Consider the following 13,435-nt stretch of genomic DNA (forward strand, 5'->3'; position numbering starts at 1 on the left):
GTGACCGGTGTCACGGTGACGGCGGTCACACCCGGTGACCTCCCCCGCCCGGAAGGACGCGCTCCGTGACAGAGCACGACGAGGCCGCAGAGCAGGCCACACGCCACGACCCCATCTACGACCGGCTGGCTGCCACGCCGGAGTTCGCCGAGCTGCGCCGCCGCTACCGCAGCTTCGTCTTCCCGGCGACGGCTGCCTTCCTCGCCTGGTACCTGCTGTACGTCATCCTCTCCAACTGGGCCGGCGGCTTCATGGACACCCGCGTCGTCGGCCACATCAACGTGGCGCTGATCTTCGGGCTGCTGCAGTTCGTCACGACCTTCGGGCTGGCCTGGATGTACGCCCGCTACTCCCAGCAGAAGCTCGACCCGCTGGCGCGTCAGCTCGACGCCGAGTACCGCAAGGGAGGCGAGGCCTGATGGACACCCAGGTGCTCACCACGAGCCTGTTCCTGCTCGTCGTCGCGTTCACGATCGGCATCACCTTCTGGGCGAGCCGGCAGACCAAGAGCGCCGCCGACTTCTACTCCGGCGGCCGCTCCTTCTCGGGCTTCCAGAACGGTCTCGCCATCGGCGGCGACTACATGTCGGCGGCGTCGTTCCTCGGCATCTCCGGCGCCATCGCGGTCTACGGCTACGACGGCTTCCTCTACTCGATCGGCTTCCTGGTGGCGTGGCTCGTCGCGCTCCTGCTGGTGGCGGAGATGCTGCGCAACGCCGGCCGCTACACGATGGCCGACCAGCTCGCGTTCCGGATGAGCCAGCGCCCGGTGCGCACGGCCGCGTCGATCTCGACGGTCGTCGTCTCGATCTTCTACCTGCTCGCACAGATGGTCGGCGCCGGCTCGCTCGTCGCGCTGCTCCTCGGCGTGGACAGCCAGACGATCAAGAACCTCACCATCGTCGGCGTCGGCGTCCTGATGATCTTCTACGTCGTCGTCGGCGGCATGAAGGGCACGACCTACGTCCAGATCGTCAAGGCCGTGCTGCTCATGATCGGCTCCGCGCTGATCGTCGTGCTGGTGCTGGCCAAGTTCAACTTCAACCTGTCCGACCTGCTCGGCACCGCGGCCGACAACAGCGGCAAGGGCGAGGCGTTCCTCCAGCCCGGACTGCAGTACGGCGCCACGCTGACGTCGCAGATCGACTTCCTCTCGCTCGGCCTGGCCCTCGTGCTCGGCACGGCCGGGCTCCCGCACATCCTGATCCGCTTCTACACCGTGCCGACCGCGCAGGACGCGCGGAAGTCGGTGCTGTGGGCCATCGGGCTGATCGGCGTGTTCTACCTGATGACGCTGGTCCTGGGCTTCGGCGCCGCGGCGCTGCTCGACCGCTCGGCCGTCGACCCGCTCGAGGGCGGCAACCAGAACCTCGCCTCGCCGCTCCTCGCCGAGGCGGTCGGTGGCGGCGACGGGTCCACGGGCGGCGCGATCCTGCTCGCCCTGATCGCCGCGGTCGCCTTCGCGACGATCCTCGCGGTGGTCGCCGGCCTCACCCTGGCCAGCTCGTCCTCGGTGGCGCACGACCTCTACAAGGGCGTCATCAAGAAGGACCAGCCGGTCAGCGAGCACGACGAGGTCCGGGTCGCCCGGATCGCGGCCTTCGTCATCGGTGCGGTCGCGATCGCCCTGTCGATCCCGGCGCAGCGGCTCAACATCGCGTTCCTCGTGGCGCTCGCCTTCGCGGTCGCGGCGTCGGCCAACCTGCCGTCGATCATCTTCAACATGTTCTGGAAGCGCTTCAACACCCGCGGCGCGACATGGAGCATCTACGGCGGCCTGATCGCGGCCGTCGGCCTGGTGTTCTTCTCGCCGGTGATGTCGGGCCTGCCGACGTCGCTCTTCCCGGACTCCGACTGGGCGGTCTTCCCGCTCAACAACCCGGGCATCGTCTCGATCCCGATCGGCTTCCTGCTCGGCTACATCGGCGCCGTCACCTCGAAGGAGCCCGCTGCCGAGGACCGCTTCACCGAGCTCGAGGTGCGCGCCCTCACCGGCGCCGGTGCGGAGGAGGCATCCCAGCACTGACGCATCGCAGAGGCGTCGTACGACGACGGCGACGCGGTTGCCACGCGGCCTGCGCCAGCCTGTGTCCGCCGTCACAGATCCACCGGTGACCCCCTCGCCGAGCCGGAGTAGGTTCGGCGAGGGGGTCACCTTCCCCGTCAGCACCACCCCTGCACACGTGTCCCTCCCGAGGAGAGAGCCTTGTCCGAGCAGACCCTGTCGAACCTGATGCACGAGGACCGCCGCTTCGAGCCGCCGACCGACCTCGCGGCCGACGCGAACGTGAAGGAGGAGGCCTACGCCCGTGCCGACTCCGACCGCGAGGCCTTCTGGGCCGCCGCGGCGGACCGCCTCGAGTGGGGCCAGAAGTGGGACCAGGTCCTCGACTGGTCGAACCCGCCCTTCGCGAAGTGGTTCGTCGGCGGCACGATCAACGCCTCGGTCAACTGCGTGGACCGCCACGTGGCCGCCGGCAACGGCGACAAGGTCGCGCTGCACTGGATCGGCGAGCCTGAGGACGACACCCGCGACATCACCTACGCCCAGCTCAAGGACGAGGTCTCGAAGGCGGCCAACGCCCTGACCGAGCTCGGCGTGCAGAAGGGTGACCGGGTCGCGATCTACATGCCGATGATCCCCGAGGTCGTCGTCGCGATGCTCGCCTGCGCCCGGATCGGCGCCCCGCACACGGTCGTGTTCGGCGGCTTCTCGGCCGACGCCCTCGCCTCGCGCATCACCGACTGCGGGGCGAAGGTCGTCATCACCGCCGACGGCGGCTACCGACGCGGTGCGCCCTCGGCGCTGAAGCCGGCCGTCGACGAGGCGGTCACCAAGCTCGAGGACGACGAGCTGGCCAGGAAGGTGCTGGTCGTGCGCCGCACCGGTCAGGACGTCGACTGGGACGACGACCGCGACGTGTGGTGGCACGAGGCCGTCGACAACGCCTCCGCCGACCACGAGCCCGAGCTGCACGACGCCGAGCACCCGCTGTTCGTCATGTACACGTCGGGCTCCACGGGCAAGCCCAAGGGCATCCTCCACACCACCGGCGGCTACCTCACCGGCACGTCGTTCACCCACTGGGAGGTCTTCGACCTCAAGGACGACGACGTCTACTGGTGCACGGCCGACGTCGGGTGGATCACCGGCCACTCCTACATGGTCTACGGCCCGCTGGCCAACGGCGCGACCCAGGTGATGTTCGAGGGGACCCCGGAGAAGGGGCGCTGGTGGCAGATCGTCCAGGACTACAAGGTGACGCTCTTCTACACCGCGCCCACCGCGATCCGGACCTTCATGAAGCAGGGCCGCGAGATCCCCGACGGGTACGACATGTCGTCGCTGCGGCTGCTCGGCTCGGTCGGTGAGCCGATCAACCCCGAGGCCTACGTCTGGTACCGCGAGGTCATCGGGGGCGACCGCTGCCCGGTCGTCGACACCTGGTGGCAGACCGAGACCGGCCAGATCATGATCAGCCCGCTGCCCGGCGTCACCGCAGGCAAGCCGGGCTCGGCGATGAAGGCACTGCCCGGCATCGCCGCCGACGTGGTGGACGACGACGCGAAGTCGGTCGGCAACGGCAACGGCGGCTACCTCGTGCTCAAGGAGCCGTGGCCGGCGATGCTGCGCACCCTGTGGGGCGACGACCAGCGCTTCAAGGACACCTACTGGTCGCGGTGGAAGGGCCTCTACTTCGCCGGCGACGGCGCCAAGCTCGACGACGACGGCGACATCTGGCTGCTCGGCCGGGTCGACGACGTCATGAACGTCTCCGGCCACCGCCTCTCCACCACCGAGATCGAGTCGGCCCTCGTGTCGCACCCGAAGGTCGCCGAGGCGGCCGTCGTCGGTGCCGCCGACGAGACCACCGGCCAGGCCGTCTGCGCGTTCGTCATCCTCCGCGACTCCGCGGGCGACGGCGGCGAGGACATCGTCGAGGAGCTCCGCAAGCACGTCGCCAAGGAGATCGGCGCGATCGCCAAGCCGCGGCAGATCATGGTCGTCGCCGAGCTCCCCAAGACCCGCTCCGGCAAGATCATGCGCCGCCTGCTCAAGGACGTCGCCGAGGACCGCGAGGTCGGCGACGTCACGACCCTCGCCGACTCGACCGTCATGGACCTGATCAAGTCCAGGTCCACCGGCGCCTCGGAGGACTGAGCCTCCCCGCCCGGATACCTCCCCGCCCGGATATCTAGGGACGATCCGGTAGGTCCGACCGCTGGTTCGCCCACCACTTCGTCCCTGGATATCCCGATCAGGGCGGGCTCACTAGGGTGACCGGATGAGCGCCGCACCGCACGCCGACGTCGCCGTGATCGGCGGATCCGGCTTCTACTCGTTCCTGCCCGACGCGACCGAGCACGAGGTCGCGACGCCGTACGGCGATCCGTCGGCGCCGATCGCGGTCGGCGAGGTGGCGGGCCGCTCGGTCGCCTTCGTGCCGCGCCACGGCAAGCACCACGAGGCCCCGCCCCACGGCATCAACTACCGCGCGAACGCCTGGGCCCTCCGCTCGCTCGGCGTCCGCCAGGTGATCGCCCCGTGCGCGGTCGGCGGCCTCCGCGACACCGTCGCCCCGGGTGACCTGGTGGTCCCCGACCAGCTCGTCGACCGCACCCACCGCCGCGTGGGCTCCTTCGTCGAGTCCGGTGCGGTCCACCTCCCCTTCGCCGATCCCTACTGCCCCGGCGTGTCCGCCGCGCTGGCCGGCGCCGACCCCGACGTCCGGAGCGGCGGCACGATGGTCGTCGTCGAGGGACCGCGCTTCTCCACCCGTGCCGAGTCGCGCCACTACGCCGACCAGGGCTGGGACCTGATCAACATGACCGGCGCCCCCGAGGCCGCGCTCGCCCGCGAGATGGGCCAGTGCTACGCCTCGCTCGCGCTCGTGACCGACATGGACGCCGGCGCCGAGTCCGGCGAGGGCGTCGGGCAGGAGGAGGTCTTCGCCCTCTTCCGGGTGAACCTCGAGCGCCTCACCGGGCTGCTCAGCACCGCCGTGGCCGCGCTCCCCGGCCCCGACGGCTGCGCCTGCGGATCGTGGTGGGACGGCATGGACCTGACCTACGACGTGCCCGGGGTCGAGGGCCGGTGAAGGTCCTCCTCACCGGCGCCGCCGGCTTCATCGGCACCGCCATCGGCGCCCGGCTCGCCGAGGCCGGTCACGAGGTGGTGGGCGTCGACCTGATGCTCGCCTCCGCCCACGGCGACAGCACCCCGCCCGACGGCGTCCACCAGCTCGACGTACGCGAGGCGGGGTCGCCCGAGTGGGCCGACCTGCTCCGCGGCACCGACGTCGTGTGCCACCAGGCCGCCCTGGTCGGTGCGGGCGTGCGCGTCGGGGACCTGCCGGCATATGCCTCCCACAACGACGTCGGTACGACGGCTCTGCTGGCCGCGATGCACGACGCGGGCGTCGACCGGCTGGTCCTCGCCTCGTCGATGGTCGTCTACGGCGAGGGCAGATACACCTGCCCCGAGCACGGCGACCAGGAGCCGCCGCCGCGGTCGGTCACGGCCCTCGAGGGCGGCGACTTCGAGAACCAGTGCCCGGCGTGCGGCCGGCCGCTCGGCTGGTCGCTCGTCCCGGAGGACGCCGGGCTCGACCCGCGCAGCAGCTATGCCGCGAGCAAGCTCGCCCAGGAGCACTACACGTCGTCGTGGGTGCGGCAGGCCGGCGCCGGCGCGGTCGCCCTGAGGTACCACAACGTCTACGGCCCGGGGATGCCCCGTGACACCCCCTACTCCGGGGTCGCGGCGATGTTCCGCTCGTCGATCGAGCGCGGCGAGCGCCCGCAGGTCTACGAGGACGGCGGGCAGGTGCGCGACTTCGTCCACGTCGACGACGTCGCCCGCGCCAACGTGCTCGCCCTCGAGCAGGTGGTGGCGGAGCAGGCCCCGCGCTTCGCGGCGTACAACGTCTGCTCCGGCACGCCCGTCACGATCCTCGACGTCGCGCGGCAGGTCAGCGCCGGCACCGGGAGCGGGATCGAGCCCGAGGTGACCGGCCAGTTCCGGCCCGGCGACGTGCGTCACGTCGTGGCCTCGCCCGCCCGAGCGAGCGCCGAGCTCGGGTTCACCGCCGCCGTCGGTCCCGCGACCGGGCTGGCCGCCTTCGCGACGGCGTCACTGCGGGCCTGAACGTCACCAGGACGTGTAGAGCAGGTGCTGCACGAGCAGCGCCGACGTGACCTGCAGCGCCAGCCCCCACCTCCGCCAACTGTCCGGCAGCAGCGCGAGCGACAGGGTCAGCCACGGGACGAACGGCAGCCAGATGCGCTCCACCTCGGCCTTCGACATCCCGCTGAGGTCGGCGAGCACGACGGCACCGGCGGCCGCGAGGGCCAGCGCGCCGAGCACCCGCGGCTCGCCCTCGTGGCGCCGGAGCGTGACGGCGAGCCCGGCGCCGAGGAGCGGCCCGGCCGAGACGAGCAGCGCCCCGATGTTGCCCCACACCCAGTAGGACGCCGGGCGGGTCGCCGCGATCCCGTCCCAGTAGCGGTCGACCAGCACCGGGTAGGCCTCCCACCACGCGAAGCCCAGGGCCGCGAAGGCGAGCACCACGGCGAGCGCGGTGAGGGCCGCGACCGGGAGCGGCCGCCACGAGCGGGCCAGCCAGAGGACGGCCAGGGCGAGCAGGCCGAGGAGGGGCAGGCCGTAGGAGCTCATCACGCACCAGCCGAGCAGGAGGCCGGCGGCGACTCCCCGTCCGACCATCGCCCGGGTCGACCGCGCCGTCGCCGAGGCAGCCAGTGCGGCCAGCCCCCAGGCCGCGAGGGCGGCGAACACGGCGTCGCCGGAGACGCCGAGGTAGACCGCGGCCGGGCTGAGCACCAGGAACGGTGCGGCCAGCCGGGCGCCGCGGTCGACGCCGAGGGCGCGGAGCGCGAGCAGCACCGCGACCGGGATGCTCGCCGCGACCGCGCAGACGACCAGCGCGGCGGCCAGGTCGCCGCCGAGGCCGACCGCCACCAGCCCGACGAAGAACAGCACCGCGCCCGGCGGGTGGCCCGCGAGGTGCGTAGGCCAGTTCTCGGGGTGCGAGCGCGGGATGCGGTCGACGTACTCGCGCAGCATGGCCGGCACGTCGGTGATCTCGCGCGCGGAGACGAGGTACTCGTGGTGGTTGGTCATCACCCGGGTCAGGCCCGACGTGCCGTCGACCAGGGCGAGAGCCAGGATCCACGCCAGCCCGGCGACGTACGACGTCAGCAGCACGCGTCGCCACGACCACGCGAGCGCCCAGGCCTCGGCCCGCCACACCCCGGCCGCCGCGAGCACCAGGGCCGGAGCCGTCCCGACCCCGACCTTGGCCTGCCAGTAGCCGTGGGTGGGCGGTGCGCCGAGCATGTCGCTGCGGGCGTCGACGTCCCAGCCGGTGAGCACCGGGACCAGGAACGAGGCGAGCAGCACGACGGCGGCAACCGCCAGGCCGACCGCGGCAGCTCGTGCGGCACGGCCCTGGGCGGTCATGTGGTCGAGCCTAGGTGGGCGCCGACCGCGGCCCACCCGTGCGGATGCGGCGTCACAGTTTCGTAAGCCGAAGGGTGGTCCGTGGCGACGACCCACGGCCTAGGTTCGATCACATGACCAGCGCCGCCGCCATCTGTGACCTGGTCCTGCCGTGCCGCGACGAGGCACCGGCGCTGGCCGCGCTGCTGGCCCGGGTGCCGGCCGAGTTCGGCGTGATCGTGGTCGACAACGGCTCACGCGACGAGACGGCCTCGGTGGCCGCCGACCTCGGCGCCCGCGTGGTGGTCGAGCCGGTGCCGGGCTACGGCTCGGCCGTCCACGCGGGCATGGTCGCCGCCACCCGCGACTACGTCGCCGTGATGGACGGGGACGGCTCGTTCGACCCCGCCGACCTGCTCCCGCTGCTCGCGGACGTGCGCGAGGGGCGCGCCGACATCGCCGTCGGCAGGCGTCGTCCGACCGCACGCGGCGTGTGGCCCTGGCACGCGCGGGTGGGCAACGCGCTGATCGCGGCGTGGCTGCGCCGCTCGATCGGGATGGACGCGCACGACATCGCGCCGATGCGGGTCTGCCGGCGCGAGGCCCTCCTCGCCCTCGACCTCCAGGACCGCCGCTTCGGCTACCCGGTCGAGCTGCTCCAGTCGATCACCCGTGCCGGATGGCGCGTCGTCGAGCACGACGTCGCCTACCACCCGCGTGCCGAGGGCACCCGCTCCAAGGTGTCCGGTTCCGTCGTCGGCACCGCACGCACGGCACGTGACTTCATGCGGGTGCTGCGATGAAGGTGCTGCTCGTCGCCAAGGCGCCGGTCGCCGGCCGGGTGAAGACCCGGCTGGGCGCCGAGGTGGGGGCCGAGGCGGCCGCCGAGCTCGCCGCTGCTGCCCTGCTCGACACGATCGAGGCCTGTGGCGAGGCCGGGATGGCGGGTCACCTGAGCCTGGCCGGCGACCTCGCGGGCGCCGTGCGGGGCGAGGCCATCACCGCGGCCCTCGCCGGCTGGTCCATCACCCCCCAGCGCGGCGACACCTTCGCCGAGCGCCTGGTGCACGCCCACGAGGACGCAGGGCCCGGCGTCGTCGTGCAGATCGGGATGGACACCCCCCACGTCACCGCCGCGGCCCTGACCGCTGCCGTCGCCGGGCTCGCCGACCACGACGCGGTGCTGGGCCCGGCCGACGACGGGGGCTGGTGGGCGCTGGCCCGCCGCGACCCCGACGTCGTACGCCACGTGGCGGAGGTCGAGATGTCGACCGCGCACACCTGTGCCGACACCCGGCGCGCGCTCGAGCGGGCCGGCTGCCGGGTCGGCAGCACCGACGCCATGACCGACGTCGACACGGTCGAGGACGCCGACCGCGTGGCCGCGCTCGCCCCGCACACCAGGTTCGCGCGGCTCTGGCGCAGCACGGCTCGAGGGGGCACCCCGTGACCGACCAGTCCTTCACCGAGGTGTTCGGCAACGCGCTGCACGGCTCGCCCACCGTCGTGGTCGGCCTGGGCGACGAGCCGGTGGCGCTGCCGGTCGAGCTGTGGACCCGAGCGGCCGACGCGGTCGACAACGCCGTGGTCGCGCTGTGCACCGGCTCGACCCTCGACATCGGCTGCGGCCCGGGCCGGATGACCCACGCGCTCCAGGAGGCCGGCCACGTCGCGCTCGGCATCGACGTGGTGGACGCCGCCGTGACACTCACCCGACAGCGGGGTGCGTCCGCGCTCTGCCGCGACGTCTTCCGTCGCGTGCCGGGCGAGGGCCGGTGGGAGACGGTGCTCCTGGCCGACGGCAACATCGGCATCGGGGGCGACCCGGTCACCCTGCTGCAGCGCGTGCTGACCCTCCTGGCCCCCAGCGGCCGCGTCGTCGTCGAGGTCACCGGGCCCGGCACCGGGCTGGTGCAGAGCTGGGCCGTGCTCGACGCCGAGGGCCAGCGCAGCCGCCCCTTCCGCTGGGCGACCCTGGGCCTCGACGACCTCGAGGCCGTCGCCGCACGGGCCGGGCTCGCGGTGCTCGACGTGCACCGGCTCGCCGACCGCTGGGTCGCCGTCCTGTGGGACGCCGACTGATGAAGGCCCCGCTGGCCCCTCCCACGCCCGAGCAGTTCACCTCCCGGCTCCGCAGCCCGGCCGTCGCCGCCCGCGTCGGCGTCTGGCTCGGGGTGTCGTTCGGCATCTGCTTCGTCACCGGGCTGGTCAGCCACTACGCCCAGCTGCCCACGCCGCCGATCCCCTTCCCGACCAGCCCGAGCTGGGGCTACCGGGTGACCCAGGGGCTGCACGTCACCTCCGGGGTCGCCGCCATCCCCCTGCTGCTGGTGAAGCTCTGGTCGGTGCTGCCGAAGTTCTTCGAGCGCCTGCCGCTGCGCGACCACCGACGGCTGCTGCTCGCGGTGCTCGAGCGCGGCTCGATCGGCGTGCTGGTGGCGGCAGCGATCTTCCAGCTCGCCACCGGGCTGCTCAACGCGGCCCAGTGGTACCCCTGGACGACCTTCTCCTTCCGCACCACGCACTTCGCCATCGCCTGGGTCGCCATCGGCGCGCTCGTCGTGCACGTCGCAGTGAAGCTGCCGATCATCCGGGACGTGCTGACCAGCGACATCGAGGCGAGCGACCACGACCGCGCGACGGCGACCACCCCCGGCGCGCTCTCTCGACGCGGCCTGGTGCGTACGACGTTCGCCGCCGCGGGTGTCGCCGTCCTCGCCACGGCCGGCGGCACCGTCCCGTGGCTCCGGAAGGTCTCGGTCTTCGCCACCCGCACCGGCGAGGCGCCGGGCGGGGTGCCGATCAACAAGTCCGCGCGAGCTGCGGGGGTCGAGGAGTCGGCGATGTCGGGCGACTGGCGGCTGGAGGTGCTGGTCGACGGGGTCGTCGCCGCCTCGCTCGCGTACGACGACCTCCGCGCGATGCCGCAGCACACCGCCGACCTGCCGATCGCCTGCGTCGAGGGCTGGAGCGCCCAGGGCAGCTGGTCCGGCGTCCGGCTCGCCGACCTGCTCGGTGCCGCCGGCGCACCCGCGGACCGCGACGTCACGGTGACCTCACTCCAGGAGTCGGGCCCCTACCGGGTCACGACGCTGCCGGCGGGCTTCGCCGCCGACCCGCGCACGCTGCTCGCGCTGGACCTCTCCGGGGACCGGCTGGCGCTCGACCACGGCTACCCGTGCCGTCTCATCGCACCCAACCGACCCGGCGTGCTCCAGACCAAGTGGGTCACCCGGCTGGAGGTGGGCACGTGAGGACCCGACTGGCGATCGGCGCCGCGGGTGTCCTGCTCGGCCTCTACGGCGCCTTCCTTTTCCTGTCCCGGCAGGACCCGGGCCAGTGGCTCGAGGTGGTCCTCTGGCTCGGCGCCGGCGCGGTCGCCCACGACCTCGTGCTCTCCGCGATCCTCGTCGGCGTCTGCCTGGCCGGGACGCGGCTGCTCCCCCGGCCGTGGCGGGCGCCGTCGCTCGTCGCACTCGTCGTGTGGGGCTCGCTCACCGTCGTCGCCGTGCCCGTGCTGGCCCGGGGTGGGGCGCGTGCGGACAACCCCACGCTGCTCGACCGGCCCTACGTCGCGACCTGGTGGGCGCTCAGTGCGATCGTGGTGGTGGCCGTGGCGCTCGCCGGGTTCGTCCGATCCCGCCGTGCCCGCGGCGGGGAGTGAGCCGATGGCCAGGGTGCTCGTCGTCGACGACGACGCGACCGTGCGCGAGGTGGTCGTGGACTACCTCCGCAACGCCGGGCACCAGGTGCACGAGGCCGTCGACGGCGCCGGAGCGCTCGACGCCGTGCACCGGGTGGAGACCGACCTGGTCGTCCTCGACGTGATGATGCCGGGCCTCGACGGGCTCGAGGTCTGTCGTCGCCTGCGGCGGCACAGCGACGTACCCATCGTGCTGCTCACCGCGCTCGGCGGCGAGCAGGACCGCGTGGTGGGCCTGGAGATCGGCGCCGACGACTACGTCACCAAGCCGTTCAGCCCGCGCGAGCTCGTGCTGCGGGTCGACTCCATCCTGCGTCGCTCGGCGAGCACCGCCGACGCGTCCGTCCCGCCGGTGGTCGTCGACGGGGACCTCGTGATCGACCGCCCGGGCCGGGTGGTCACCGTCGCCGGACGGGAGGCGGCCCTGACCGTCCGGGAGTTCGACCTGCTGGCCCACTTCGTCTCCCGGCCCGGTGTCGCCTTCTCCCGCGACGACCTGCTGCAACAGGTCTGGGGCTGGTCGTTCGGAGACCAGTCGACCGTCACCGTCCACGTCCGCAGGCTGCGCGAGAAGGTCGAGGCCGACCCGACGAACCCGACCCGCCTGCTCACCGTCTGGGGCGTCGGCTACCGCTGGGAGCCCCGGCCACCGCACGACCAGGAGGAGAGCCGATGAGCGACCTGACCGAGATCTGGGTCGTGGCGATCGGCAGCGGCCTCGTCGTCGGGCTCCTCGGCCTGCTCGTCGGCTGGGCGCTGCGCCACCGGTCGCTGCGCTGGCAGCTCGCCCTCGTCGCCGTGGTCACCACGCTGACCGTCCTCCTCGGGGTGCAGGCGATCTCGCGGCGGATGCTGATCTCGTCCCACGACCGCTCGGTGGTGCTGATCGTCACCAGTGCCGCCGCCGTGGTGTCCCTCGTCGCCGCGATGGTCCTCTCCACGGCGCTCGTACGGTGGTCGCGGTCGCTGCGCGAGGACGTACGACGGGTCGGTGCGGGTGGCGCGGTCGCTGCCGAGCGACGCGGCCCGGCCGAGTTCCAGGAGCTGTCGGCCGAGCTGTCGGCGGCGCACGAGAAGCTCGCCGCGGCGCGCGAGCGCGAGCATCGGCTCGAGGAGTCCCGACGCGAGCTGGTGTCGTGGGTCTCCCACGACCTGCGCACCCCGCTCGCCGGGATCCGGGTGATGGCCGAGGCGCTGGAGGACTCGATCGCCACCGACCCGGCGCGCTACCACCGTCAGATCCGCGGCGAGGTCGACCGGATGGTGACCATGGTCGACGACCTCTTCGAGCTGTCCCGCATCCATGCCGGCCAGCTCGTCGTAGAAACGCAGCCGGTCGTGCTCGGCGACCTCGTCAGCGAGGCCCTCGCGGCCGCCGACCCCGTCGCCCGCGCACGACGGGTCACCCTCGGGGGCGAGGTCACCCACGGCCTGCAGGTCGCCGCCGACCCCGCCGGCCTCTCCCGGGTGCTGGCCAACCTCATCGTCAACGGCATCCGCCACACCCCGGCCGACGGGACCGTGCACGTGAGCGCCGCGCCCGTGGACGGCGGGGTCGAGCTCGTGGTGACCGACGGGTGCAGCGGGATCCCCGACGAGTCGCGCGACCGGATCTTCGACGTCGGCTACCGCGGGACCAGCGCTCGCACACCGGAGAGCCCGCTGCAGGACGTGCACACGTCGAGGGCCGGTCTCGGGCTGGCCATCGTCAAGGGCATCGTCGAGGCGCACCACGGACAGGTGGTCGTGGAGAACGTCGGCAGCGCGGCCTCGCCCGCCCCCGGCTGCCGCTTCCGCGTGGTGCTGCCCGCGGGCTGACGGGAGGTCGGGCGCCGGCCGCGGTCAGCCGAGCGGCGCGGTCAGCTCGACGTTGATGTCGTCAGGGTCCTGGAAGGACAGGATCGCCATCCCGGCGTCCGTGAGGTCGATGATCTCGCCGTGCTCGATGCCGGCGTCGGTGAGAGCGGCCAGGGCCGCCTCGAGGGCGTCGCGGGACTCCACGGCGAAGCTGATGTGGTCGAGCCCGGTCGCGTCGGGGTCGAAGCCCTCGGCGCCGACCGGTCGCAGGCCGAACAGGGTGCCCTGCGGGGTCTGGTAGACCGTGCCGCCGTAGAACTCCTCGGCGGAGTCACGGACACCCGGCTCGTCGACGCGGTCGGAGCTGTCGACCGCGGTCGGCCATCCGAAGAGCCGGTCGTAGAAGTCCTTCGAGCGCGCGATGTCGGTGACGGTGAGCCGGACGTGGGCGAAGCCGCTGCTGGTGATGAGTGCCATAC

The 13,435-nt window shown here is 72.9% G+C and carries 14 protein-coding genes; 12 read left to right on the plus strand and 2 right to left on the minus strand.

The annotated features are described in order from the left end of the window. The first annotated feature begins 65 nt into the window (after window positions 1–65). From EUA93_RS05065 to EUA93_RS05085, 5 genes are all read left to right on the plus strand, one after another. Window positions 66–419 carry a DUF485 domain-containing protein gene (locus EUA93_RS05065; protein ID WP_129399144.1) on the plus strand — a complete coding sequence of 118 codons (354 nt, stop codon included), beginning with the start codon at window positions 66–68 and terminating at the stop codon, window positions 417–419. Next, the gene (locus EUA93_RS05070; protein WP_129399145.1) at window positions 419–2,026 is read left to right on the plus strand and encodes a solute symporter family protein; all 1,608 of its coding nucleotides are present in this window, start codon (window positions 419–421) and stop codon (window positions 2,024–2,026) included. Before EUA93_RS05065 ends, EUA93_RS05070 begins: the two co-directional genes overlap by 1 nt. Window positions 2,027–2,233: 207 nt before the next feature. Further along, the gene (gene acs / locus EUA93_RS05075) at window positions 2,234–4,162 is read left to right on the plus strand and encodes an acetate--CoA ligase (protein WP_207208734.1); all 1,929 of its coding nucleotides are present in this window, start codon (window positions 2,234–2,236) and stop codon (window positions 4,160–4,162) included. A gap of 124 nt (window positions 4,163–4,286) precedes the next feature. Next, the gene (locus EUA93_RS05080) at window positions 4,287–5,099 is read left to right on the plus strand and encodes an S-methyl-5'-thioadenosine phosphorylase (RefSeq protein WP_129399147.1); all 813 of its coding nucleotides are present in this window, start codon (window positions 4,287–4,289) and stop codon (window positions 5,097–5,099) included. Next, window positions 5,096–6,145, plus strand: a complete 1,050-nt coding sequence (locus EUA93_RS05085; RefSeq protein ID WP_129399148.1) for an NAD-dependent epimerase/dehydratase family protein — start codon at window positions 5,096–5,098, stop codon at window positions 6,143–6,145. The genes EUA93_RS05080 and EUA93_RS05085 overlap by 4 nt, the downstream gene beginning before the upstream one ends. Window positions 6,146–6,148: 3 nt before the next feature. On the opposite strand, the gene EUA93_RS05090 is transcribed toward EUA93_RS05085, so the two are convergent. Then, window positions 6,149–7,477 carry a hypothetical protein gene (locus EUA93_RS05090; protein ID WP_129399149.1) on the minus strand — a complete coding sequence of 443 codons (1,329 nt, stop codon included), beginning with the start codon at window positions 7,475–7,477 and terminating at the stop codon, window positions 6,149–6,151. A gap of 113 nt (window positions 7,478–7,590) precedes the next feature. Here EUA93_RS05090 and EUA93_RS05095 point away from each other — a divergent pair, with 113 nt between their 5' ends. From EUA93_RS05095 to EUA93_RS05125, 7 genes are read left to right on the plus strand one after another with little or no spacing between them, the layout of a single operon-like run. Beyond that, window positions 7,591–8,259: a glycosyltransferase family 2 protein gene (locus EUA93_RS05095; protein WP_207208603.1), complete on the plus strand. Its 669-nt coding sequence runs from the start codon at window positions 7,591–7,593 to the stop codon at window positions 8,257–8,259. Next, window positions 8,256–8,906, plus strand: coding sequence for a TIGR04282 family arsenosugar biosynthesis glycosyltransferase (locus tag EUA93_RS05100; protein WP_129399150.1), 651 nt, complete (start codon window positions 8,256–8,258; stop codon window positions 8,904–8,906). The genes EUA93_RS05095 and EUA93_RS05100 overlap by 4 nt, the downstream gene beginning before the upstream one ends. Then, the gene (locus EUA93_RS05105; RefSeq protein WP_207208604.1) at window positions 8,903–9,538 is read left to right on the plus strand and encodes a class I SAM-dependent methyltransferase; all 636 of its coding nucleotides are present in this window, start codon (window positions 8,903–8,905) and stop codon (window positions 9,536–9,538) included. The genes EUA93_RS05100 and EUA93_RS05105 overlap by 4 nt, the downstream gene beginning before the upstream one ends. Continuing rightward, window positions 9,538–10,710, plus strand: a complete 1,173-nt coding sequence (locus EUA93_RS05110; protein WP_129399151.1) for a molybdopterin-dependent oxidoreductase — start codon at window positions 9,538–9,540, stop codon at window positions 10,708–10,710. The genes EUA93_RS05105 and EUA93_RS05110 overlap by 1 nt, the downstream gene beginning before the upstream one ends. Next, the gene (locus EUA93_RS05115; protein ID WP_129399152.1) at window positions 10,707–11,120 is read left to right on the plus strand and encodes a hypothetical protein; all 414 of its coding nucleotides are present in this window, start codon (window positions 10,707–10,709) and stop codon (window positions 11,118–11,120) included. The genes EUA93_RS05110 and EUA93_RS05115 overlap by 4 nt, the downstream gene beginning before the upstream one ends. Before the next feature lie 4 nt (window positions 11,121–11,124). Next, window positions 11,125–11,835 (plus strand): response regulator transcription factor, encoded by a 711-nt coding sequence (locus tag EUA93_RS05120; protein WP_129399153.1) that lies wholly within the window; start codon window positions 11,125–11,127, stop codon window positions 11,833–11,835. Beyond that, on the plus strand, window positions 11,832–12,977 hold the full coding sequence (locus EUA93_RS05125) for a sensor histidine kinase (RefSeq protein WP_129399154.1): 1,146 nt from the start codon (window positions 11,832–11,834) through the stop codon (window positions 12,975–12,977). The genes EUA93_RS05120 and EUA93_RS05125 overlap by 4 nt, the downstream gene beginning before the upstream one ends. 24 nt (window positions 12,978–13,001) lie before the next feature. Here the strand turns inward: EUA93_RS05125 and EUA93_RS05130 are convergent, their stop codons facing one another. Next, entirely contained in the window at window positions 13,002–13,433 is a 432-nt protein-coding gene (locus EUA93_RS05130) for a VOC family protein (RefSeq protein ID WP_129399155.1), read from the minus strand. Between the last annotated feature and the right edge of the window lie 2 nt (window positions 13,434–13,435).

Origin of the sequence: Nocardioides oleivorans (genome assembly GCF_004137255.1) — a bacterium.
GTDB lineage: Bacteria > Actinomycetota > Actinomycetes > Propionibacteriales > Nocardioidaceae > Nocardioides > Nocardioides oleivorans.